The sequence below is a fragment of the Paenibacillus sp. LjRoot56 genome (genome assembly GCF_964253335.1).
Taxonomy (GTDB): Bacteria; Bacillota; Bacilli; order Paenibacillales; family NBRC-103111; genus Paenibacillus_E; species Paenibacillus_E allorhizoplanae.
The window spans coordinates 355038-377637 of sequence record NZ_CAXURV020000001.1 but is presented as its reverse complement, the minus strand read 5'-3'; the positions used below and the strand labels follow the sequence as shown (position 1 = coordinate 377637).

The following is a 22600-nucleotide window of genomic DNA, read 5'->3' as shown; positions in this document are numbered from 1 at the left end:
ACAAGGAACATGCTCATTAGTAGTGAATGAGGTAAGCAAAATGCGACCGGAAAGGAAGGAGCTTTTCCTATGAATATTTTAATTATCGAAGACGATTCCAGCATTCAAATGCTGCTTAAATTAAGTCTGGAAGTAGAGGGGTTTCATCCTGTTGTTGCTGGCACTGTCGCTGCTAGTCTTGAGGTACTCGCCTCAGAGCCTATCGATTTCATCTTGCTGGATCTGATGTTGCCTGATCAGTCAGGCTTTGAGCTCCTGAAGACACTCCAGCAAATTCATAAGGAAATACCGGTGATTGTACTCACGGCCAAAAATGAAATGAATGATAAAATACTAGGCTTCCAACTCGGAGCCGACGATTATTTAACCAAACCCTTTGAGACACGAGAACTTATTATGCGGATTCGCGCTGTCATGCGCCGTGTAACATCGGATACAACCACACAAGCTGCTGACGTCCTTCAAGTTGGCATGATCGAAATTGATAGAAATGAGCGATCCTTCAAGCTGGCAGGCAAACCTATTAAAACGACAAGCAAAGAGTTCGATTTCCTCTGGCTGTTGTGCAAAAATCCTAAGAAAGTTTTTACCCGAGAGCACATTTTGGACCAAGTCTGGGGATTTGAATATTACGGACAGACGCGGTCTGTTGATATGATGGTAAATCGGCTGCGGGAAAAAATTAAACCCTACGATCACGTACTCGCCACAGTTCATGGTACGGGCTATAAACTGGAGGTTTAAGCCATGAAGCTTCGCAACAAACTGTTCATCCAGCACTCTATAACGATCATTATGCTGCTTGCCTCGATGTATGTTGTTGTGAATTATACACTGAGTAAAAGCATGATCGAGCGGGATACCCAAACCTTAGCCCAGTATTATGGTCTGCACCGCATTGAAGCTTTAAAAATTGTTAACGATAAGAAAATTAGCATTGAACAGCTCTTTTCTGGGACCTATGCTCCGCTGATTGCCTCCCACCTTGCAGCTAACAGCAACTTTCAAGTACAGCTATTTGATCCGGAGGGTACCATTATCGGCGATAGCGGCAACAAAGAAGACTTGATGAAACGAAGCGATATTGACGCTGCATTAGCTGGACAATCGGCAACTGTCATTACCGAAGGTGAGAATAACAAAATTCTTATTTATGCCTCCCCTTTCACCTATGAGGGGAAAATTGTAGGCGGATTCCGCTACCTGCTAGATCTGAATAAGCACGAAGAAACGCTATCTGAGATGCGCTCTTGGTTTATTGGCGTTGCGCTCGGCTGCTTACTGATCGCGTTGCTTGCAAGCTACTCCTTCTCCTTCTTTATCATGAGACCCCTGCACGCCCTCCAACAGGCGCTAAAGCAAGTAACCGTGGGTGATTTCAGCCGAAAGATTGTTGTCACCAGTCAAGATGAAGTGCGGGAACTGGCCGATGACTTTAATCAAATGTCAGAAGCGCTCCAAGAGCATATCGGGCTCCTTCAGTATGAACAAAGCAAACAGAAGAAATTTTATGATAACGTGACGCATGAGCTCAAAACACCGCTAACCTCTATCATTGGCTTTTCTGATCTGATTGACAAAATGGAGCGTGTCGAAGATATTCGAACATGCAATGTCTACATCCGCAAGGAAAGCACACGTCTGTTACAAATGGTTGAAGAGCTGCTACAAACATCGCTCAAAGGCGATGAAGCTTGGCGCGTACAGCTTGAGCGCGCAGATCTAGCGGCAATTCTAACGGATAGTCTGCGAATTCTTGAACCTACGTTGCATAAATCATCCATTTCGACAACGCTGCAGGTCGAGCCTTGCGAAGTCTATGTGGATCCCAAGCGCACGCAGCAGGTCTTGTTTAATGTCATTGAAAATGCGATTAAACACAGTGAATGCACACATCTCCATATTCGATTAGAGCAGCTGGAATATCATTGCCATGTCCGTATCTCGGATAACGGTAAAGGCTTAAGCGAGCAAGATACAGCGGCGCTGTTCCTAGCTTCTTCTGAGCACAATCAGAAGCGTCCCATTTCGACGCATTCCCATGGGCTTGGTTTACTGCTCTGCAAGCAATTAATGGAGCTGCAAGGCGGTAGTATCACCGTACATAGCCGTGAGAAAATTGGTACTGAAGTCATTTTGATGTTCCAAAACGAACCAACCCTCACGCAAGGCTTGTTACAAAATTGATACAAATCCATGATTTTTCTGAGATAAAAGGAGAGTAATCTACATGCAAGAGGAGAAGAAAGGGCTTTCATGGTTGCGTCTCATCTTACTACAAATCGTTATTGGGTGTACGTTGATCGGCATTTTTGCCTATGTGTTTCGTATCGGCGTCGATGAAGTGCGTATCGCCCCTAAGGAAGCAAACAGCCGTGATATGTTCGACGGTGTTCCTATGCGTATGAACGTGACGTATCCTGGCGTTGGCACGATTTCCATTGATGATCCGAAAGAGCTTATTTCGTGGAAAGCGTCGTTTACCCGCATATTAAACGGGGGAAAGCCGCAAACGCGTGCAAACGCTTCACGTTTGCTGTTAACGGGCTCCATTGCCTATCTGGATCAAGAGGATATCCCATTCCAAATTGGTACCAGCGGCTTTCGCTTCGGAACAGACTCGGTCAATTCACTGGAAATTAGCGCTGAAATTCGGAAACTGCAGAATATGCTCATCGACAAGACGCTCACTGCGGATACAGTTAGTGGCGTTATTGCAAACAGGAACCATCAAGTATTTCGTTTGCAAGATGGCCTTCTTACAACGCTTTCCGAGGCAGATCGGGCTGCACTTACGACGCAAATGCGAACTGCCGTCAGGCTAATCGATTTCAGTCATTTCGACTTCATGGCTGAACAGCCTAGTAGCCATTATGTCGTACAATTAACCGACGAAGCCGCGAACGGTAAGCATTGGCTGCATCTCGACCGATATGATAACGCTTACTTCATTGTGTTCGATTTGTTAGATGAAACCAACCATAAAGCCTATTTCAAGTTAAGTGATGCCTCCTAACATATCGAGGGGATGGTTGATGAAATGGCTAGAAAGAAAAGCAATAGTTCCATTATGATCGTATCGGTCATTGTTGTCGTACTAGTTGCAGGATTCTTCCTGTACAAATCCGGCGTTTTCGGCGGGACATCGAAAGGTAAAATTACGGTTTACTCTATCTTCCAAGAAGAAGAAGCCCGCAAGATTTTAGATAAATTCAAAGCGGAAACGGGAATTGACTATGACGTCCTTCGTCTGCCAAGTGGTGAGGCCGTGACCCGTGTACAAAATGAGATGGGCAAGCCTCAGGCCGACTTCCTGATGGGCGGTCCCGCTGATTCGCATGAGGTACTGAAAAAAGCCGGTGCGCTTGAAGCCTACATTTCGCCGAATGCCAAAGATATTCCTGACAATATGAAGGACAAAGAAGGCTTCTGGACCGGATTCTATCTAAATCCTATCGCTATTGGTATCAACGAACAGCGTTGGAAAGAGAAATATGCTGCAGCCCCTTACCCGCAGACCTTCCAAGAGCTGCTAGATCCGAAATTTAAAGGCGAGATCGGCATGTCCGACCCTGCTACTTCCGGTACAGCCTATACAGCGGTAGCTTCCCTTGCGCAAGTATGGGGGAAAGATGAAATGTTGAAGTATGTTGCCAAACTTCTTCCCAATCTTAAAGAAAGACCGAAATCCGGCATTGAGCCGATTCAGAAAGCAGCTAAAGGCGAATACACCATCGGTATTACGTTCCTTGGTGACCAGTTAAAGATGAAAAATCAAGGCAACCCGATTGTTAGTATCGTCCCTGAAGCCGCAGGCTATGAAGTTGGTGGATTGGCTGTCGTGAAAGGCGGCGCTAACACAGCGGGCGCTAAGAAACTAATGGACTATATGCTAACCAATGAACCTGGACTTCTTTACACCGAGTCTGCATTTGCAAGTTCCGTAAAACCTACTGTACCGATCCCTAAAGGCGGCATCGATATCAAAGCAACGAAATATAACACAACCTACAGCTTGTGGAAAGCTGCTGAACAGCGTAAAGAGCTGCAAGATGCGCTAAAAGATCTTAAATAAAAGCCTATTGTACAGGGCATTGAAGCAATGCTTCTTAAGCTGATCAATGCCCTCCTACACAATGAATTTGGAAGGTGGTCGTGAACCCCTTATGATCATAGAAAAAAAGGGTATGGGTTCATCGATCGGCAGACTGATGAAAGATCCATCATCGCTGATCCTTGTCCTCATCAGTTTCGCTGTTCTCTGTCTCTTCGTCATTTATCCGCTAATTTATGTGATAGCGCTGCCAGGAGCAACGGATTGGACAACTTTTTTCAGCAAAAGCCGGTATGCTAAGGCTCTGCTCAATACGGTTGTCAGCTCCTCCCTATCCGCACTAACCGCAACCATCTGCGGCTTTATTTATGCGTACTCGATTCATTACAGCAACATCGCGGGGAAAAAGTTTTTCCGCTTTATCGCCTTCCTTCCGATTCTCGCACCTTCTGTCATGACCGGCCTAGCCTTCCTGCTTTTATTCGGCAGAGGAGGTATGGTATCACAAACCATGAAAGCATGGTTTAACGTCGAACTAGACTTATACGGACTGCCTGGCCTCTGGATCGTACAGACGATTTCGTATTTCCCGCTGGCCTACATGACGATAACAGGCGTCCTTCGCTCCATTTCGCCCAATCTAGAAATTGCTGCACAGAATCTAGGTGCGCGCGGCTTCAAACTTTTCCGCACCATTACGTTTAAATTAGCACTTCCCGGCGTCATTAACGCCTTTCTACTCGTCGCAATCAACTGTTTTGCCGACTTCGGGAATCCCAAGCTGATTGGGGGCAATTACTCTCTCTTAGCTGTTGAAATCTATGGAGAAATCATTAATAACGAGCCTGGGCTCGCATCCGTCATGGGTATTATTCTCGTCATTCCTGCCCTGTTGGTATTCATGATTCAAGCCAAACTGCTGTCCAAAGGTTCCTACTCGACCATCACTGGAAAGCCTGTTTCAGGACTCAACCGGGTGAAGACTTCCCGCAAGACCGATGTCTTCCTTTTCATATTCAACAGCATTATGGCGCTCTTCATCTTGTCTATGTTCGTGATCACCATCCTGTTCGCTTTTACCAAAAACTTCGGACGCGACAACACCTTTACGCTGGATCATATGTTCAAAATCGTGTTTAACCCCTCCAGCCCTGCTGTCATGAACAGCTTAGTCTTATCGCTCATCAGTTCTATTCTGGCTGTTGGCTTCGGTCTTGTATTGGCCTATGTGGTTGTACGCAAGCCATTCCCCGGCAAAAAATTGCTGGATTTCACAGCCGTGTTGCCGATTGCTTTGCCTGGAACGTTCGTTGGTCTTGCCTTGATCGTCGCTTTCAGCAATGGACCGATTATGCTACAAGGATCAGCCATTCTCATTATCGTCGCCATGCTGCTTAAACAGATGCCAGTCGGCTATCGCGGGCTCACCGCTTCCTTCAAGCAGGTAGATAAATCGATTGAGGAGGCTGCAACGAATCTTGGCGCAGACAGCCGCCGCACATTAACAACCATCGTATTTCCTATGCTGCAAAAGACCATCGTTGCGAACTTCGTCTATGCCTTTATGAAAAATATGAACACGCTAAGCACCATCGTCTTTCTTATTACGCCCAAGTGGGTCGTCGCCGCTGTATCCATCTTCAATTATGCAGAGACCGGCACTTACTACTGGGCAGCAGCTGTTGCCGTCGGTTTGATGGGGACAACGCTGGCTACACTTGGTGTGATGAAGCTCATTTTCCGTTCGAAGGTCAAAATATTCGATTTCTAACTATACGTAACACTGACGTCCTAAGGAGTGAGAATCATGAGTTCACACATATTGTTAGATTTAAAAAATGTAAGTAAGGTGTTTGGCAGCAACCACGTTCTCAAACAGATCAATCTGCAGATTGAACGCGGGAAGTTCATTACATTTCTCGGTCCAAGTGGATGTGGGAAAACGACTCTATTGCGCTCGATTGCCGGCTTTTATACCATTGATGAGGGTGAAATCAAGATTGATGGCCAGCTCGTCAACGATTTGCCCCCTTATAAACGTGGAACACCGATGGTATTCCAGGAATACGCACTATTCCCGCACATGACGGTATTCGATAATGTTGCTTACGGGCTAGATATTCAAAAGCGCCCAGAGGCGGAAATACAGGATCGCGTGAAGTCTGCGATGGCTAAAGTGAAACTGACCGGACTTGAGGAGCGGTATCCGCATGAGATGTCCGGGGGGCAACAGCAGCGGGTAGCTATGGCGCGAGCACTCGTCATGAACTCGCCGATCATCCTGCTTGACGAGCCGCTAAGTAATTTGGACGCGAAGCTGCGTGAAGAAGTACGTGTGGAGCTGCGCAGCATCCAACAAGAGCTTGGTTTAACCGTCATTTATGTCACCCATGACCAACTGGAAGCCTTATCGATGTCCGATCACATCGTTGTCTTCAACAAAGGCGCGATTGATCAGTACGGCACGCCACATGATATTTATTACAAGCCTCGCACGCCTTACGTCGCCGACTTTATCGGGACAACGAATTTCGTTGATGCCGTTGTACGTGACTCTGCCAATGGCAAAGCCACTGTGGAGTATGGTACGAGCAAACATACGGCAAGCGTGACGATTGATGAAGCTGTGACGGCAGGTGACAAAGTGCTGCTCAGTATTCGACCTGAGTCCATGCGTATTAATGCAACGAATGCCGGCGAATTTATAGTGAGCGGCTTCGTGAAATCTTCCATGTTCCTCGGCGAGAAGGAACGATACTTCATTTTAGATGATGATATGAAAGAATGGATTGTCGATGCGTATGATATCGGTTTGACAAGATATCAGGGGAATGTCACGATTAGTGCAGCCGATGATAAAATTCATTTGATTAAAATAAGTTAGTTTAACATAAGAAAAAGCAGCAGGTTGAAAAGGGAAACTTTGGTTTCCTTTTTTAGCTGTTCAGGAGGGAGTTTCGCCATGTGGAAAAAAGGATTGCTCGTGCTCATAGTCGGTATTGGGGTGTATCTTGGATATCTCGTCTTCGGGGAGAAGAAAAGTAACCAGCCTCTTAAGGTATACGTCATCTTCCAGGAGGATGCAGGAAAAATTCTGCTCGAGACGTTCAAGGAAAAAACAGATCAACCGTATGATATCATCCGGATGTCCAGTGGTGAAGCGAGCTACCACCTGCTGACGCTGGGTAAAACGGGTATTGATGTCGTGCTCGGTGGCCCTGCTGATCTACACGAACAGCTCAAAAATAAGGGCAAATCGCTTCGTTATTCATCTGCCTCCGCTGGCAGCATCCCCTCCAAGTACAAAGATACGGACGGTTATTGGACCGGTATTTACATGGGTGCACTGGCCATTGGCGTCAACCAAACCGTCTGGCAGCAAGATCCTCAGCTGGCGAATCTTCCGCTGCCACAGCGGTACGAGGATCTGCTGCGCCCTGAGCTCAAGGGCAAGATTGAGATTCCCGACCCCGAGACGTCGGGGACAGGCTACACGTTGCTCGCATCGGTTGCCCAGCAGCGCGGGGATAGCGCAGCGATTGATCTCATGCAAGCGCTGAAGAAGCAAAGCGCCTCCATGACGTTCGCCGGCAATACGAGCGCACAGCATTTAGCTGAAGGCGAAGTGGCAGCAGCCGTCTCCTTCCTAAGCGACCAGCTACGGTTCAAAAACTCGGGCTATAACATAAGCTCGTTTATTCCCCCACAGGCAGGCTGGGAAATCGGAGCTGTCTCTATCCTAAAGGGAGGCAACAATACTGCCGCGGCCAAACAGCTTGTTGATTTCATGCTCTCCAAAGAGGTTCAAACTGATTATATGAACACGGCTTTTTCCTTCCCGGTAGCGCCTAATATCCCTGTGAATCCGCTCCTTGCGCCAGTGAAGCTGGAGAATCTCCTTGCTACGTACCGCTTTGATCTAGCTGCTCAGTTGCATGAAAAATTGCTAAACCAATGGCGGGGAGCGTCGGATTAGCACGCTTGATATTTATGTAAAAATTTGTCGTTTCATGTTATCATCTTAACGTAACACTATACAGAAAAGGTGGACGGATGATGAATTATATGGAGACATTGCACCGCCGCAACAAACTGCTTGTGAATATTATTTGGGGGATGCTGGTCCTTGGCATAGCCGTCGATTTCCTGACTGGCGCTGGTATGGATTCGATTATCGTCCTGCTCGTAGTCGGCACATTGACTAGCGGCGTGGCTACCGTTCTTACCTACAAACGTTGGCTTACATCCTACATCATGTATATCATATCCGCCATCGTTACACTACTGATCTGGTTATTAATGCTTACGGGTCCTATCCTAACAACTTACCTGCTTATCTACGTTAATCTAGCCATCATGACCTTATACAGCAGTTCTCGAGCGATTGCTTTTTCCAGTTTTATGGGAGCCATTTTAACTATCTACTTCTTCCTTAGCCCCTACAAAACAGAAATATTCGGTGAAAACAACATTGTTACGATGTTTATGTATCTTGCTTTTATCGCCGTGCCGTTATTCGCATCTACAAGATTCAGCGAGAAATTGCAAACCACTATTTTTTCCGAGCGCGAGCAGGCTGTTTTTGAGAAAAACAAATCCGTCGAATTGGTTAATCTGGTGTCCTCTTCGCTAGTCTCACTGACCGAATTCAGCTCTAATCTGAAGCAGAATGCCACTGCAACGGGCACTATTTCCAAAGAAGTAACCTTAGCCTTCGGGGAAATTACCGCAAGCACAGAAACGCAAACATCCAGTATTGGTGATATCAGCGAATCCATTCGACAGATCGAGCAATCCGTCACATCCTTGGCAGACCGCTCAACGGAAATGAGAGATCTCTCCGTAAGCTCTGCCCAACTGACCCAGGCGGGGAGTGAAGAAGCAGAGTCCTTAGAGATTCAAATGAAAAGTGCCCACGAGACCATGGATTCTTCCGTTCAGTTGATGAACGATCTAGACAGTCAGAACTCGCGGATCAGTGATATAGTTGCGACGATTAAGCATATTTCGACGCAGACGAATTTGCTTGCACTGAACGCCGCCATTGAAGCCGCACGTGCAGGTGAGCACGGTAGAGGATTCGGCGTTGTTTCTCACGAAATTCGTAAATTGGCCGAAACCTCGCAGCAATCTACCGAGCAGATCGAGCAGATCCTCGAGGATATTCGCTCGAAAACAACGCAAGCCGCGGCGCAAGTCTTACAGGGGCAGCAATCCGTAGCGAATGGCAGTGATGCCGCGCAGAAAGTCGTACAAGTCATGCATGCACTGGCGACCGATGCGGGTCACCTAGAAAGTCAGTCCGCTCACGTGGAACAATCAGCGGAGAATCTTCACCAACAATACACACGAATTACGGACCAGATCGTCACGATTGCTGGTATTACCGAAGAAAACATGGCATCTATCCAAGAAATGTCCGCAAGTATGACGACACAAGACAGTCGCATTAGCGACATCCTAGAGAGCTTCCTTCAGCTCGATAAGCTCACTTCCGATCTCAACCGGATGACGAAGGGTTAATGTCCTTTAAAAAAGTCCACACCTCTGAAGTAGAGGCATGGACTTTTCTTTACTTAGGGTTATGCTCATGCGTGATGGAGCATTTATTCTGTATAAATTGAATCTGATTTTTTAGCCGATTACGCTGCTCTTCCGAGCCTTGGAACTGTTCAAGTTCCTGTATTAAATTGTGCAAATCATCTCCTGCATTCGCGCAATCATAATTGCTTTCTACATTTTCGAGCATATTGCAGCCTCCTCATGTACAATCAGCGTTATTTTCCACCCTTGTTACTGCTCTGGTCCTCTGTACGTGTGGTTGTATTTTTTCTGGATTGTCCTTGCTGTTTGTGACCTGACATGTTGCTCACACTCCTTATGGTGTAGGTTTGAGACAGTGCGAGTTTATTATAAGCAATTGATTGAATTTGATACGATCCAAAAAATAAAAGCCTTGCAAACGATTTGAATCGTTTGTAGGCTAATTAGCAGTGCAACGCTTATTCGACTACCTTTGAAATCTAGCTCAATAACCTGCTAACATCCTCGCGGTCAAAAACACCATCCTGATTCACATCCACTTGCATTTCAGCAGAACTGGTAATTGTCGCGATATCGTCCAAACCAATCTCACCATCCCTTATATGGATCTAACCCATATGAGGTATCAAGTGTGGATCTCCTTTTGTTCTGCTCATGAAGAATCTTCTTCAATTACCATAAATGATAGACATCAAACAGACCATCCTAAGTAGGATGGCCTTGCTTTGTAACCTTGAACGAAACCCCTTATTCGTGCTTCCCTTCATCGCTCAAATCCTCTGTCGAGGGAACGTCGCATGCTTGATTGGCTGCCGCTTCAAACTCTGCCTCATTGCTTGATCCCAGCTTGTCACCATACTGGTCAAGCCTGCCTGGCTGCCCTGCTGGGCCGTCATTATCCGGCTTATTATTTCTTCCGCTCACATGATCACCTCTTTGCGTTGATGGTTCGATTGCCAGACACGTTGGCCTTGGCATACGCTTTAGTGTGTCTCATTTGGCTCCAAACCATCCTCACTCATCTCAGTTCGCGATTTGTAGCCATTCGGGGTATTCATCCAAGTAGCCGTATTGACTCAACTCTTTTAACGAATTTCGAATGCTGTGTTCGTCCTCTCCCGATTGGCTCGTTAACTCCAGCAGGTCATGCAATTGAATATGCGGGTGCTCTTTGCAAAAGATAAGTAAACCCTTAGCCGCCCATGAGAGTCGGTCATCTTTAAAATCTCCAACCATCCGGCGGAACAGTTTGTGCGGAAGAATTTTAAGATCGACGAGATCTTGCAGCGCCTTCATCGCCTGCTTATCCGTCATTCTCCCAAGAATAGCAATCTCCGATATCACAGGGAAATTGGATTCAGAGCCAAAGCTTTTCAGAATAATGTAGACCATTTGAGAACACAAATCTAGACCTGGTTGACGGAAAATATCATCTGACAGTGTAAAATTACGTGTACCCTCACTTACTTGTCCGTTAGACATGTCGATGTCCTCCTTTTCATTATGATCGGAGTTCACCCCACCCATTAAATCCTACATAAGCTTGCCAGCATTGCGACCAGCTTGCCGAAATATATCTTCTAAACTGAAGTTCTTCTGTCTGTTAGAAACCGGGGTATCTACAGATTCCTGGTGTTCTATGGGTGCGGTAAAGATAATATCATCCTCTACGAATGATTGAATATCATGATGTGGATCCTCTTCGCCTACCAACGTAGCTAGAGATTGTTCACGAAGGATATGCTTTGTCAAAATCTCCATAATACCATGACTAAACATACCTTCAGCTTTCAATTGGTTCATATATGCAATGACCTCTGGCGGTGTTTCTGTCGGGATGTACAGCGTCACATCTTTACCCGGACTCACCAAAACAGTCGATCTCCGTTTCTTCAATCCGCTCCGCTCCCAGCCTCAGTTTCCTTCTGGGTTTCCATGCTTGCCGCTGCTTCATTATTCGTATGTTTCAAGGCATGCTCCAGCAAAAAGAAAGTACCGCGCACATTACGGAATTGACTGTACTCTGATTTATCAAATCGAATCGGCAAGCCTAATTCGGCATTTAATTTCTCGATCCACGGTTGCAGAACGATGGCCCCACCACCGATAAACCAAAACTCATTGGCATACCGAACATGTTTCCACGAGTTGCGGGCGTATTTTAACACCTTTTCGGCTAGGATACGCATGTGACGGTTTACGAGATTCGTCATGTCAAAAGCCACTTTACCCTCAGCGTAAATTTCATACTCCTTGTTGACTAGCATGATCGTCAGTTCTGCCGTGCTTGAGATTAGCTCTTCTCCTTGGGCGTTGATTTCATTACGAATGCTTTCCAACGCATCGTTTAAGTAGATTTTAGCTCCCGTTGAATGCCGTTGATCCAGATCAAGCCCCGGTCTGAAGAAGGCAATATCCATATCGACACCGCCAACATCCGCAATCCCGAAGCCTTTATGTGATAGCTGTGACTTGGTTGTAGCCTCCATATCATAAACACCTGACACATCGTCAATGCTGATATCCGACGGCAGCGTAAACTCCATTTCTACCGTTACGCCTTTAAACATTGGTGTCGTAACAAACGTAATAGAATGAACACCGCCTGTTATCTTCTGTGCAAATTCTTCGCTAAACTTCGTAATTTCTCTGATGGGCAGACCTGTTCCTAAGTGCACCGTAGCCTTAATGCGATTCTTACCGCGTTTAATCGCATCCTCATGCTTCGTGACAATGGCATATGCCGCAGCCGTTAGAAGTGTAACCATGGTTTCAGGCCGCTGAGCCTTCTTTTGCACCGCTTTATCTCCTACAATTTCATGCACAATTCCTTCGTCACCAATAGCCAAGTTTCCAACGTAGACATGACGATATTGCTCTGTATCAATCGCTGGCGATGTAATTTGCACATCTAAGAAATCCAAGGGATCTCCTTGTTCCATCAGCAAAAAGCGCTCCCCAAAAGGTTGTGCGACTACATTCGGGAAAATAAAGCTGTTGTTCAAATCGTCATATATGCCTTTAATATGACTGCTGCCGTTATCAATGGATAAGTGAATAGTTGTGGTAAGAATATCATGTTTAGCCATGTCTATTTCCTCTCCCAACCTTAATAGATACTATAAATAGATTCGGTTAATAGAGGGGATTTAAGACGGTTACTAGGAATTTTTAACAATTTTGATTTTGGGGGAGGAAATGAAGTTTGGCGTTTAAAGTTTGGCGTTAGAAGTTCAAAATTCAAATGTTAAAGTTTAAACTTTAGTGGTTAAATCGTACACTTTGAACTTTATGTAAGTGTGATAACAGTCACTCGCTTGCCTACCTGCTGACATTTAAGATTCGCTAAAGGTTGCCGCACTAAAATAGTTTTATGACCCGAAGAGGAGTGATTATCATTTTCCGTGAGCGAAAAAAAACCAAAATTATCACCATCATAGCTATATGTCTACTTATTATCGCTGCGATTCTTTACTGGCTTGCTAATCGTTATTTATTCGAGCACGTTGAGGTTGTCGTCGCCCCGAATAACGTTGTAACGCAAGATTTGCCCGTGAAACAAACAGCGTCACAACCGCACTACGATGACTGGAATTATAAGGACGACAACCAGACGATTAGCATCAAACAAGTACAAACGGGCTCCGGAGCTGATGCGATCACCTATTTCGTTGCTGATGTGACGTTCAACAATAGCACGAACCTGCTCACAGCATTCGCTAAAAATGCCTTCGGCACAAACATCATCGAAAACACTTCGACGATTGCTGCAAGCAACAACGCCGTATTCGCGATCAACGGCGACTATTACGGATTTCGCAACGACGGCGTCATCATTCGAGGCGGTACCGTTTACCGCGATGAACCTGCGCGTGATGGCCTCGCCTTACTCAGCAACGGTACTTTGCAAGCTTATAACGAAGAGGAGATCTCTTCAGATGATTTACTCGCTAAGGGAACGACAAACACCTTTTCCTTCGGCCCTACCCTCGTCAAAGATGGCAAGATAGCTGGAGATTTCTCCGCCGTGCAAATTGATAAAAATTTCGGAAACCGATCGATTCAAGATGCCAATCCGCGCACCGGCATTGGGATGATCTCGCCGAATCACTTCGTGTTTGTTGTGGTCGACGGACGAAAAACCAACTATAGCCGTGGCATGACGTTAACTGAATTCGCGAATCTTTTCCATGAACTCGGCGCTACCGAAGCTTATAATCTCGATGGCGGCGGTTCTTCCACGATGTATTTTATGGGCAGAGTCGTTAATAATCCACTTGGCAAAGGCAATGAACGAGGCGTAAGCGACATTATCTATATTCCTAAATCTTAGCAAGGAGGACTGATACCATGACCATCCTCATCCCCTCCTACGAGCCGGACGAAAGGTTAATTTCTCTTATCCATCATCTAAAAGAAGTTAGCGACGATTCGATCCTTGTCGTTGACGATGGCAGCGGTGAAGAATATCGCGGTATTTTTGATTCAGCGAAGCAAGCAGGTTGTACCGTGCTCACGCACAAGATGAACCAAGGGAAAGGCTGCGCATTGAAGACGGGCTTTGACTATGTGCGACAGCAGGGTGGAAGTGATGGCGTTGTTTGCGCCGACAGTGATGGACAGCATCTGCCCGAAGATATTCTAAGACTCACGAAAGTCGTTCGCGAGCACCGTAATCATATCGTACTGGGCAGCAGACAATTCACGGGCAAAGTCCCCCTGCGCAGCCGCATCGGGAATTCGGCGACGAGGCTGGTTTATTCTCTGGCAACGGGTAAACCCATACAAGATACGCAAACTGGCCTGCGGGGCTATTCCTCCGAGATGTTGGATTGGCTATGCCAAATTCCAGGCAATCGCTTCGAGTATGAAATGAATATGCTTCTCGAGGCACCTCATGTAGGATACGACTTGGTCGAGGTACCGATCGACACCATCTATCTGGACGACAATAAATCTTCGCATTTTCGTCCACTCGCCGATTCTGCTAGAGTTTACTTTCCTTTCCTGAAATTTTGTGCGTCTTCGGGATTCGCCGCAATCTTGGATTTCATACTGCTGTTCTTGCTGCAAGGGATGACCTCCAATTTGCTCGTATCCATCATTGGATCCCGACTGTTCAGTTCCATATTCAATTACACCATGAATCGCAAATTTGTTTTTGCCAAAAGGAACGGAACGGCTATCCGCAAATCGTTGCCCCGGTATTTCTCTCTCGTTATCATTATCATGTTATTGAACTACGGGTTCATGTACCTGTTTCACGAAAACATCGGCATACCGCTCATAGCTGCAAAACTCATAACTGAAGCCCTTTTATTTTCGTTCAGCTATTGGGCTCAGCGAAAGATCGTATATTGAAACTTGCAAAAAGCCACTTCCATCATGGAAGTGGCTTTTCCCTTATCTCTCAAAACGAAACTAATCAGTATGGTGATTTTGATCTACTACTCCTTGAATTTGACTTAGTAGACTCATCACATCATCACTATTAAAGACTCCATCGCGATTTACATCGATATGCCATTCTGAACGACTAGCGATTGCAGCTATATCTTCGATATTAATCTGATCATCCACTATAACATCTACTGATTTAAACGTAATTATCTGCCTACCTGAGATCGTATTGCTTAATTTAAATAGATTAGTCCGTAACGCTCCACGCTGTATGTCTACAGCAACTGTTGTTGCATTGAGTTGTATAGGTGAGGAGAGCATGAGTTTAATTGTTCGATAATTCAAATCACTGTAATCAAAGTAAGCATCTGAAACTGTAATTTCTTCACCATTTGCACGAATGTGAAAATATCCAGCGCCGATTCAAATTTACAATACTCTTTCATAAAAACCTCCCACACTTCCTTTGTTAGGTAACTTTTTATTTACTATGTTTAGAATTAGTGCCTACTTCCTTAATCGAATACTTGCGTCTATTATACCTGTAGAGATATTGAAAAGTAATGAGGAGGTTACAACATTCATGAATATCGCACTATGGATCATTCAAGGTCTTGCAGCAATAGGCTTTGTCTATTCCGGTTGGTTGAAGGCCTTTCAGTATGAACAAGCCAAAGCCTCTTGGGGATGGGTAAAAGACGTATCAAAATCGTTCGTTGTCTTCATTGGGATCGTCGAATTGATCGGGGCACTTGGACTTATTCTGCCTCAGGCGACGAATATTGCTCCTATATGGACACCAATTGCTGCAACTGGGCTTGCCACAATCGTTCTTCTCGGCGCCCTATTCCATGTTTCTCGAAAGGAATTTCGAGAAATCGGCGTGAACATTGTGTTCTTCGCGTTAGCTGCATTTATTGCGATTTGTCGGTTTTAAGCCGATACCTATCCATAGAAAAAACCTCTTTGTGGACGACTGTTACACAGGCCGGATTCATCTGTTCGGTTTTCTCTACTTTTTCTGCTGATAACGAAGCAAAAAGAAAGAGACCGTCAACGATCAACGATCTCTTCCATATGGGTGTTCTCTAGGATTCGTAACTAAGGTTAAGCTAATAACTTATTCTAACCGTTCGCGTTTTGTCCTCATAATCTACCTTAGCCCCAAGCACCTCAGATAGCAGTCTCACTGGGATAATTGTAGAATCATTGTCCAAAATAGCTGGCGAATCCGTCGCAACTTCTACACCATTTAGCGCATAAGCACTTTTGGTCGTAAAAAGGGTGATGGTTCTGCCTTGTTTCGTGTATATAGCTGCCTTCAGTTTATCGTCCCATTCTACGGATGCCCCGAGTGCCCCTGCTAAGTCTCTTATCCAAAGGTAGGAGCTTCCTTCTTTAATAATAGGCTTTTGCTTCATTGGCACCTTAACATCATCCAAGATGAATTTATTATCTGCTAGTCCAAAAGAAACCACATGCTGCAACTTGCCAGGTTGGTTCATATTCTTCAAATACGCGGTAGAATCGTTATGCAATTTACTTTTCCCTACATACGCGATAGGTTCCGTACGGAAATCCCATTTCTTTTCATAAATCTTGGGTTGATTATCTTCAATGACGGACAATTTAACGTATGCCGTATAGATTGTATCTGGGGAGAGTGGCTTGCTCGGAATTAACATAACCTCACTCTGCAGATGATCATCGTCTAGCGGCGTATTCAGCAATAGATCCAGCTCCTTGCCCGTACTGTCCATCAGCTTGGATTCTACTAATTTGACATCTCTAACAAATCTACCAGATAGCTGCGCCATGATGGGATAACCGACAGGGTACTTGGTACCCGCATGGTTTCGTATCGGGTCTGGTGATTCATGACCATCAAAACCAATTGGAACATAGGGATCGCCCGGAGCCGGAGAAACGACTAATCGCGAGTTCCATTCATTCGTTAATCCAAATTCAATAACCGTATAATCGCCTTGTTTATCAAGACCAATTTCTATGGCATCTAGTGTTAAGAACGGCGTACGGTGATAAGGAGCATCGAAAAGGCCATCAATTGCTTGTGTGATCGTTGCTTGCGAGTTTCCATTATAAGATACATCCTCTGAGAAATTACCGGCATACGATGCGTACATACCGCGCTCATACAACTTACTTCCGATATAGCCGGGGAGCTTACTATTTTCTTCGTGCATGGATACCCCAGATTCACTGACCTTGTTCGTTTCTAAATACTGAGCATGCAGTTTGGCCGCATACGTTAGGTTCTTATTGAAGGTAAGGGGATTCAGGCCATGCATAACCCTGTAATCGTTGATCGCCTTAATACCTTCTAATTGCTGGGCAGTAGGTGCCCCAGGCAGCTCAGAAATGGCTTTCTCATCAACACGAAATGTCCAACTCTTCTCGAGCGGCAAATAGCCATCATCCTTAAGTTCCAATACGATATTAACGGTATGCTCTCCCGCTTTTAAATCCGCCGTTGGCGTATAAGACAGGATCATTCTACCAATGTCCCATTGAGCATCTACTTTGACTTGATCGATTTTCATTGTATAGCTTTTGAACTCGGGTGTGATATCGCTTTTTACAAATTCAAACACGATCGTTGGCTTCATCAATCCAACTTTTCCTTGTGGATACCAATAGGAAGAATAAGATGCCGCCTCCACTTGCGGCTGAGCCATACACAATCCCGATACTGCAATAAAGAGACCAAGCAACACTTTTAAAAGCTTATTTCGATATACCATAGATGTGTTCCCCCTGCATAATAGACCTGACAAATATTAACATTCTATATTTTTCGACCGGATTCCTTCTTTTTTGCAATGAAAAAGTAGATATCTCACATGCGCTGTGAAATACCTACTTTTATTTACACGTATCTCTTAAGACTCATATTGCCCTTTAATTACAAAAAATGATCCTCGGATCGTTCCAGCTAGTTTGGACTTCTGTCTAGCAAACTTAAATTTCGGTTCTAACTCCTTGGGAATCTCCATCCCCTCAGAAAGCTTAAACCCAACGGCCCGCTTCTTAGGGTCATCCACCGTATACATGACATTAACGCTAAGACCATCCTCATAAAAAACGTAGGTAAACTGGATGTTTTCCACTTGAAAACGCGAGGTTTCTAGCGGTTTAGCCGCGAACGCAATATTACGTTCTTTCAAGATTTGGTTCACATAATCAAGGTTCTCCTGACTTTCGCTAGCGGGTACAACCGTAAATTCATGTTTGTATTTATTCATAAAGTAACGGGCTTCATTCGCACGTAAACCAGCAAGCGCTTCTACTACAGGTGAAGACTCTAAACCTACCGTGGACACATTTTTAAAATCAACGACATACGACATTTACATCCCTCGTTTTCTATCACTATTTCCTATTATTATACCAAAAATGAATTCAATATAAACGTTTGTGTTTGCGAAATGATCCACTAGACTCAATCCCGTTTGCGACTGAGTCATCTCCGTCTTACCTACATTTATAATAAAGCTCTCCGCCGCTGTAACGATTACTTTTGAGAATCAAGAATAAACATGGATGCATCTTGTCCCATGAATATGTTGCTTTCCTGATGAAAAGTTTTCGATTGAATATTCTTGTAACCTATCTTAGTCATCATGTCCGTTAGCTTCTCTTGATTAAATCCGTTATGAACCATATCGGAAACTACTTTTTCGTTTTTATCAAAATCCACGATTAGTAAATGTCCGCCTTCATTGAGTACATTGAATAGTCTGGATAAAACGAATTCTACATCCGGAATATGGAGTAGGACTTGCGCCATAAAAATGTAATCGGCATGCAAATCCGATAGACCTTCCTTTTCAAAATCAAAGCATAGCGTATCTGCATGCTGGATATGTAAATCAGAAATTTTCTGCTTTAGTTGCGTAATCATGTTTGGTGAAGTATCCAGAAACAGCATCGAGTTAAACTCGTTTAATAGACTCAATCCGACTAGACCAGTTCCACACCCAAAATCAATCGCATTCTTACTTTTTGCGTCAACGACATATTCACGAATGGCATCTGAGGATACCTTAGCAATTTGCATTCTTTCAGGCGTGTCATATACATTTGCTATCATTTCAAACTTATCCGTATTTCCCATTAAAATCTCTCCTATCCTCACGGCAAAAATACAAAAGGAGCTAGCCGCGGCAAGCTCCTTCAATTATACCATTTTACATACCCTTCTTGTGTAACTCACCTGAAGGTCGCGCCCATCTGCGGTATTTCCGGTAGCCTCGCCGAACTAAGTGCAGCAAGAACTCTGGAAGCGGCATCCTGCGCAGCCATGGGAAATAAAAGCGATCATAGGCGCGCTTCAAATCGTCCCACATCGAGCAATCGTCCTCTTTCAAGAAGTCCGATACATCGACAACCAAGCCTCGACCGTTATGCTGCATCACATTTTTGCCATGTACATCATGTGGTTTCAGTCCTTGGCTAACCGCGTACTTCAGCGCTTCATCGATGTCGTTCAGCACTTGACGCTTAATCGGGATGCCGCGCAACAAACTTTGATACAGCGTTACGCCGGTTAATCGACGCAGCGCAAGATAAGTATCACCCGCATGCAGACATTCGGAATAAGCTGGATGCTTGCCCAGACGTCGATATATTTCCTTTTCATCCTCTATACCCGGCCGCCCAGGTGCGTACACCTTTACCACCATTTCCGGATAGCTTGGATGCATCAGCACAGCCGCATAATTACCCGCTCCAACTAGCTGCCAAGGCTCAGGAAAACTGTAAACGACGATCGGGTCATAGGGCCGCTCACTGGCAATCTGCAAATTCGGAAGCAATTGTGCTTCAATTATTTCGATCCAGTGTTTCTGCACGCACCTGTCACCCCCATCTCTTATTTGGTGGTATTATATAAAAATAAGAAGCAATATGCTAGAAAAAATTATTTGTACATGACATAATCAATCATCAACACTTTGTATTAATCTCCGAAAAAGGTCGCAAACACGATATTGCGGTCAAAGCGTTCCACTGATGGTCACTTTTTAAGCTCAATAAGAAAACGCCGTTCTTTTTTAAAGAACGGCGTTTCTTGTCGTTGTGCTAGTAAGTTGGGATCCTCCAACTTTATTTTTTCAAAGCTCGATCATACGCTTTTTTGTAAATGTCCACCATTTTATCAACGCCTAACGCTTTCATGTCACTTACATATTTCGGCCAATCTTCCAGACTGCGTTCACCAACAATGAACTTGGAAATATTCTCATCGCGTTTCTTCATAATGGTATCCCCAGAAAGAGAGAGGGTTTCCATCTCTGCGCTTGTGAAAGCCGGGCGCGGCTGCTGCAGACTATCATATTTGGGCGCTTCTTGATAAGCCTTCTGCAGCTCAGGCGAAGACAGGGAAAGATGAGCATCATAATCGAACCACGCATAGGTGCCGTCCGTAGAAATACCCGTCTTCTTTCTCATGTCCGCTACATCCGCATATTTCTCAATAAACTGCTTCTTGCCATTTTCCGTTTTGTAAGTGACCCCTTCTTTCCCCCAGCTGGCTAGCGTCTTACCTTCCTCACTATAGAAGAAATCCATGAACTTTATAATCTCTTTGATTTTTTTCGAAGATGTTGCAATCATGAAGCCTTCGTCCAAATACTGCGTGAACGCATTTTTGGCAGGCGCACCTGCAAATCCAGTCGGCGCTCCCATGAAAGCCAGATTAAATTCCGGTTTATCCTTGCGCAACGCCGAGTTGAAGAAATCAATCCGTCCGATGTAATCGACTGTTACGAAGGCTCGCTCCGTAGACATCAGGTCCTGCCATAGCTTCGTATCTGCAGACAAGAAATCAGGCGGAATGAGGCCTTCTTTATAAAATTTATTTAAATACACAATCATTTGCTTGTAATTGTCTTCCAGCGGACCATAGCGCCATTCTTTTTTATCAAAATCATAGTACACATCCGAACCGGTGCCAAAGGCTGGAGCAAAATTCAAGAGACGCTGCAAACCATTCCGGAATGAAAGCGGATAGCTCTTCGGATAAGCTTCTTTTATTTTCTTAAGCGCTGCATACAAGTCATCCCACGTTTTTGGCTCGGAAAGCCCAAGCTTCTTAAATACATCATCGCGATACATCCAAATCATGCGATTCGTTTCCCCGATTCCCGCATTCGGGAACATATACATTTTGCCATCCGACGAAATCGTGTTTTGCGTATCAACGGGATACTTCTCCATCCACTTTTTCAAGTTTGGCATCTCGTTTACATAATCCAGAATATTAACCAGCGCACCTTGCTGTCCATATTTATCTGCCAGCTTTTTGTCCTGCGTCATCATCATATCCGGCAAATTGCCCGAGGCAATTGTAACGCTTAGCGCGTCATCCAGCTTCCCAGACGGCAGCTGCACATTCAGGGAGACGCCTGTTTTCTCTTCAATTAATTTCCAGGAAATATTATCTTTATTGTAAGGCCAGCTTGGGTTCGAATAATTGAGCACGTTAAAGGTTTGTTTGACCACTTGCGCAGGAGCTGAAGCTGTTGTCCCCGTACTGGCAGAAGGCGCTGCCGTTGATGTCTCGTTCGTACTTGTTGAACAACCGGCGATTGCCGTCATAGATAGTCCCAAAGCTAAACAAATTGACAACCCTTTTACTATTTTATTCATAGAACCCATCTCCCTTTTCATTTGTTTAGACCCACAGCTTTTTATTACTGAATATGAACTAACCTTTCACCGAACCGATCATCACCCCCTTGACGAAGTATTTTTGCAGAAACGGATACACAAGGAGGATCGGTACGGTGGAAACAAGGATCGTTGTAAATTTCAAGGCATCATCAACGACCAAATTATCGCCGCCTACGCTGGACACGTTCGCTGAGTTGATCTGCCCTTGCAAGACGATATTGCGTAGAACAACTTGCAGGGGGAACATATCCTGATTGCGCAGGTAGAGTAAGGCGGAATAAAAGTTATTCCAGATGCCAACGGCATAGAAAAGCCCGATGGTGGCAAGCACCGCTTTGGAAAGCGGCAGCACGAGCCGAAAGAAAATACCGATATCGGTCAATCCGTCCATTTTACCCGATTCCTCTAACTCTTTGGGCATTGCGGAGAAAAAAGTTCGCATTACGATGAGATTCCACGTACTGACAGCCGTTGGTAACACCATAGACCACAGGCTATCTACCAAACCGTAGCTTTTGACCACCAAGAAGGTCGGAATCATACCACCGCTGAAAAACATCGTAAACACAATGAGCAGTGTAAACAGCTTGTGATGCGGCAGCTCCTTCTTGGAGATCGCGAACGCACCCATGGCTGTCATAATTAGCGAGACCAAGGTCCCGACTAGTACATATCGAATGGTATTGATATAGGCGGAGGAAATACGCGGATCGTGTAGGACGATTTTGTACATTTCCACGTTGAATCCTTTTGGCCAAAGCGTAACTTCGCCTTTTAAAATGTGCGTACTATCGCTGAACGAGACCGCCAACATATACACAAAGGGGTACAGCGTTGCAGCAACCACACCAAACAGCACAAGGATGATCAGTAGGTCAGCCACACCAAATTTCGTTTTCATCATGCGTA

The 22600-nt window shown here is 45.0% G+C and carries 23 protein-coding genes; 11 read left to right on the top strand and 12 right to left on the bottom strand.

Going from position 1 to position 22600, the window contains the following annotated elements; translation table 11 throughout:
* The first annotated feature begins 69 nt into the window (after positions 1 to 69).
* The 8 genes from ACSQ8O_RS01750 to ACSQ8O_RS01715 all read left to right on the top strand — a co-directional run bounded on the left by ACSQ8O_RS01750 (position 70) and on the right by ACSQ8O_RS01715 (position 9577).
* Positions 70 to 744, top strand: coding sequence for a response regulator transcription factor (locus ACSQ8O_RS01750; RefSeq protein WP_436240211.1), 675 nt, complete (start codon positions 70 to 72; stop codon positions 742 to 744).
* Between the two features lie 3 nt (positions 745 to 747).
* Positions 748 to 2187 (top strand): ATP-binding protein, encoded by a 1440-nt coding sequence (locus ACSQ8O_RS01745; protein WP_436240210.1) that lies wholly within the window; start codon positions 748 to 750, stop codon positions 2185 to 2187.
* A 43-nt stretch (positions 2188 to 2230) separates the two neighbouring features.
* Positions 2231 to 3016 (top strand): DUF3919 family protein, encoded by a 786-nt coding sequence (locus ACSQ8O_RS01740; RefSeq protein WP_436240209.1) that lies wholly within the window; start codon positions 2231 to 2233, stop codon positions 3014 to 3016.
* A gap of 24 nt (positions 3017 to 3040) precedes the next feature.
* Positions 3041 to 4075 (top strand): ABC transporter substrate-binding protein, encoded by a 1035-nt coding sequence (locus ACSQ8O_RS01735; RefSeq protein ID WP_436240208.1) that lies wholly within the window; start codon positions 3041 to 3043, stop codon positions 4073 to 4075.
* A 91-nt stretch (positions 4076 to 4166) separates the two neighbouring features.
* Complete coding sequence (locus tag ACSQ8O_RS01730; RefSeq protein WP_436240207.1) at positions 4167 to 5825, top strand: ABC transporter permease; 1659 nt, start codon at positions 4167 to 4169, stop codon at positions 5823 to 5825.
* 36 nt (positions 5826 to 5861) lie between these two features.
* Positions 5862 to 6938 (top strand): ABC transporter ATP-binding protein, encoded by a 1077-nt coding sequence (locus tag ACSQ8O_RS01725; protein ID WP_436240206.1) that lies wholly within the window; start codon positions 5862 to 5864, stop codon positions 6936 to 6938.
* A gap of 78 nt (positions 6939 to 7016) precedes the next feature.
* The gene (locus tag ACSQ8O_RS01720; protein WP_436240205.1) at positions 7017 to 8030 is read left to right on the top strand and encodes an extracellular solute-binding protein; all 1014 of its coding nucleotides are present in this window, start codon (positions 7017 to 7019) and stop codon (positions 8028 to 8030) included.
* Between the two features lie 77 nt (positions 8031 to 8107).
* Positions 8108 to 9577: a methyl-accepting chemotaxis protein gene (locus ACSQ8O_RS01715; RefSeq protein ID WP_436240204.1), complete on the top strand. Its 1470-nt coding sequence runs from the start codon at positions 8108 to 8110 to the stop codon at positions 9575 to 9577.
* A gap of 49 nt (positions 9578 to 9626) precedes the next feature.
* Here ACSQ8O_RS01715 and ACSQ8O_RS01710 read toward each other — a convergent pair whose 3' ends face one another.
* The 5 genes from ACSQ8O_RS01710 to ACSQ8O_RS01690 form a co-directional block, all read right to left on the bottom strand.
* On the bottom strand, positions 9627 to 9803 hold the full coding sequence (locus tag ACSQ8O_RS01710) for a DUF2524 domain-containing protein (RefSeq protein ID WP_436240203.1): 177 nt from the start codon (positions 9801 to 9803) through the stop codon (positions 9627 to 9629).
* Positions 9804 to 10345: 542 nt separating this feature from the next.
* Positions 10346 to 10522, bottom strand: coding sequence for a hypothetical protein (locus tag ACSQ8O_RS01705; protein ID WP_436240202.1), 177 nt, complete (start codon positions 10520 to 10522; stop codon positions 10346 to 10348).
* A gap of 99 nt (positions 10523 to 10621) precedes the next feature.
* The gene (locus tag ACSQ8O_RS01700) at positions 10622 to 11080 is read right to left on the bottom strand and encodes a hypothetical protein (protein ID WP_436240201.1); all 459 of its coding nucleotides are present in this window, start codon (positions 11078 to 11080) and stop codon (positions 10622 to 10624) included.
* Positions 11081 to 11131: 51 nt separating this feature from the next.
* On the bottom strand, positions 11132 to 11494 hold the full coding sequence (locus ACSQ8O_RS01695; RefSeq protein WP_436240200.1) for a hypothetical protein: 363 nt from the start codon (positions 11492 to 11494) through the stop codon (positions 11132 to 11134).
* A complete protein-coding gene (locus ACSQ8O_RS01690) occupies positions 11491 to 12687 on the bottom strand; it encodes an Alp7A family actin-like protein (protein WP_436240199.1) in 1197 nt (398 codons plus the stop codon). Before ACSQ8O_RS01690 ends, ACSQ8O_RS01695 begins: the two co-directional genes overlap by 4 nt.
* Before the next feature lie 284 nt (positions 12688 to 12971).
* Here ACSQ8O_RS01690 and ACSQ8O_RS01685 point away from each other — a divergent pair, with 284 nt between their 5' ends.
* Both ACSQ8O_RS01685 and ACSQ8O_RS01680 read left to right on the top strand, forming a co-directional pair.
* Positions 12972 to 13931 (top strand): phosphodiester glycosidase family protein, encoded by a 960-nt coding sequence (locus ACSQ8O_RS01685; RefSeq protein ID WP_436240198.1) that lies wholly within the window; start codon positions 12972 to 12974, stop codon positions 13929 to 13931.
* 17 nt (positions 13932 to 13948) lie between these two features.
* Entirely contained in the window at positions 13949 to 14959 is a 1011-nt protein-coding gene (locus ACSQ8O_RS01680; protein WP_436240197.1) for a GtrA family protein, read from the top strand.
* A gap of 60 nt (positions 14960 to 15019) precedes the next feature.
* Here the strand turns inward: ACSQ8O_RS01680 and ACSQ8O_RS01675 are convergent, their stop codons facing one another.
* On the bottom strand, positions 15020 to 15343 hold the full coding sequence (locus ACSQ8O_RS01675; RefSeq protein ID WP_436240196.1) for a hypothetical protein: 324 nt from the start codon (positions 15341 to 15343) through the stop codon (positions 15020 to 15022).
* Between the two features lie 238 nt (positions 15344 to 15581).
* On the opposite strand from ACSQ8O_RS01675, the gene ACSQ8O_RS01670 reads away from it, so the two are divergent.
* Positions 15582 to 15935, top strand: a complete 354-nt coding sequence (locus tag ACSQ8O_RS01670) for a DoxX family protein (RefSeq protein WP_436240195.1) — start codon at positions 15582 to 15584, stop codon at positions 15933 to 15935.
* Positions 15936 to 16110: 175 nt separating this feature from the next.
* On the opposite strand, the gene ACSQ8O_RS01665 is transcribed toward ACSQ8O_RS01670, so the two are convergent.
* The 6 genes from ACSQ8O_RS01665 to ACSQ8O_RS01640 all read right to left on the bottom strand — a co-directional run bounded on the left by ACSQ8O_RS01665 (position 16111) and on the right by ACSQ8O_RS01640 (position 22592).
* Positions 16111 to 17760 (bottom strand): stalk domain-containing protein, encoded by a 1650-nt coding sequence (locus tag ACSQ8O_RS01665; protein WP_436240194.1) that lies wholly within the window; start codon positions 17758 to 17760, stop codon positions 16111 to 16113.
* Positions 17761 to 17898: 138 nt separating this feature from the next.
* Complete coding sequence (locus tag ACSQ8O_RS01660; RefSeq protein WP_436240193.1) at positions 17899 to 18366, bottom strand: phage tail protein; 468 nt, start codon at positions 18364 to 18366, stop codon at positions 17899 to 17901.
* A 164-nt stretch (positions 18367 to 18530) separates the two neighbouring features.
* On the bottom strand, positions 18531 to 19133 hold the full coding sequence (locus ACSQ8O_RS01655; RefSeq protein WP_436240192.1) for a class I SAM-dependent methyltransferase: 603 nt from the start codon (positions 19131 to 19133) through the stop codon (positions 18531 to 18533).
* Between the two features lie 73 nt (positions 19134 to 19206).
* The gene (locus ACSQ8O_RS01650) at positions 19207 to 19869 is read right to left on the bottom strand and encodes a serine/threonine protein kinase (RefSeq protein WP_436240191.1); all 663 of its coding nucleotides are present in this window, start codon (positions 19867 to 19869) and stop codon (positions 19207 to 19209) included.
* 253 nt (positions 19870 to 20122) lie between these two features.
* Positions 20123 to 21667 (bottom strand): extracellular solute-binding protein, encoded by a 1545-nt coding sequence (locus ACSQ8O_RS01645; RefSeq protein WP_436240190.1) that lies wholly within the window; start codon positions 21665 to 21667, stop codon positions 20123 to 20125.
* 58 nt (positions 21668 to 21725) lie between these two features.
* Positions 21726 to 22592, bottom strand: a complete 867-nt coding sequence (locus ACSQ8O_RS01640) for a carbohydrate ABC transporter permease (protein ID WP_436241920.1) — start codon at positions 22590 to 22592, stop codon at positions 21726 to 21728.
* Between the last annotated feature and the right edge of the window lie 8 nt (positions 22593 to 22600).

Bases quoted from the DNA above. Each gene is read 5' to 3' on its own strand.
- ACSQ8O_RS01725 (WP_436240206.1), top strand. From the start codon at position 5,862: ATGAGTTCACACATATTGTTAGATTTAAAAAATGTAAGTAAGGTGTTT.
- ACSQ8O_RS01655 (WP_436240192.1), bottom strand. From the start codon at position 19,133: ATGGGAAATACGGATAAGTTTGAAATGATAGCAAATGTATATGACACG.
- ACSQ8O_RS01690 (WP_436240199.1), bottom strand. From the start codon at position 12,687: ATGGCTAAACATGATATTCTTACCACAACTATTCACTTATCCATTGAT.
- ACSQ8O_RS01710 (WP_436240203.1), bottom strand. From the start codon at position 9,803: ATGCTCGAAAATGTAGAAAGCAATTATGATTGCGCGAATGCAGGAGAT.
- ACSQ8O_RS01715 (WP_436240204.1), top strand. From the start codon at position 8,108: ATGATGAATTATATGGAGACATTGCACCGCCGCAACAAACTGCTTGTG.
- ACSQ8O_RS01730 (WP_436240207.1), top strand. From the start codon at position 4,167: ATGATCATAGAAAAAAAGGGTATGGGTTCATCGATCGGCAGACTGATG.
- ACSQ8O_RS01750 (WP_436240211.1), top strand. From the start codon at position 70: ATGAATATTTTAATTATCGAAGACGATTCCAGCATTCAAATGCTGCTT.
- ACSQ8O_RS01680 (WP_436240197.1), top strand. From the start codon at position 13,949: ATGACCATCCTCATCCCCTCCTACGAGCCGGACGAAAGGTTAATTTCT.
- ACSQ8O_RS01670 (WP_436240195.1), top strand. From the start codon at position 15,582: ATGAATATCGCACTATGGATCATTCAAGGTCTTGCAGCAATAGGCTTT.
- ACSQ8O_RS01645 (WP_436240190.1), bottom strand. From the start codon at position 21,667: ATGAATAAAATAGTAAAAGGGTTGTCAATTTGTTTAGCTTTGGGACTA.
- ACSQ8O_RS01640 (WP_436241920.1), bottom strand. From the start codon at position 22,592: ATGAAAACGAAATTTGGTGTGGCTGACCTACTGATCATCCTTGTGCTG.
- ACSQ8O_RS01685 (WP_436240198.1), top strand. From the start codon at position 12,972: ATGACCCGAAGAGGAGTGATTATCATTTTCCGTGAGCGAAAAAAAACC.
- ACSQ8O_RS01660 (WP_436240193.1), bottom strand. From the start codon at position 18,366: ATGTCGTATGTCGTTGATTTTAAAAATGTGTCCACGGTAGGTTTAGAG.
- ACSQ8O_RS01740 (WP_436240209.1), top strand. From the start codon at position 2,231: ATGCAAGAGGAGAAGAAAGGGCTTTCATGGTTGCGTCTCATCTTACTA.
- ACSQ8O_RS01745 (WP_436240210.1), top strand. From the start codon at position 748: ATGAAGCTTCGCAACAAACTGTTCATCCAGCACTCTATAACGATCATT.
- ACSQ8O_RS01720 (WP_436240205.1), top strand. From the start codon at position 7,017: ATGTGGAAAAAAGGATTGCTCGTGCTCATAGTCGGTATTGGGGTGTAT.
- ACSQ8O_RS01700 (WP_436240201.1), bottom strand. From the start codon at position 11,080: ATGTCTAACGGACAAGTAAGTGAGGGTACACGTAATTTTACACTGTCA.
- ACSQ8O_RS01665 (WP_436240194.1), bottom strand. From the start codon at position 17,760: ATGGTATATCGAAATAAGCTTTTAAAAGTGTTGCTTGGTCTCTTTATT.
- ACSQ8O_RS01735 (WP_436240208.1), top strand. From the start codon at position 3,041: ATGGCTAGAAAGAAAAGCAATAGTTCCATTATGATCGTATCGGTCATT.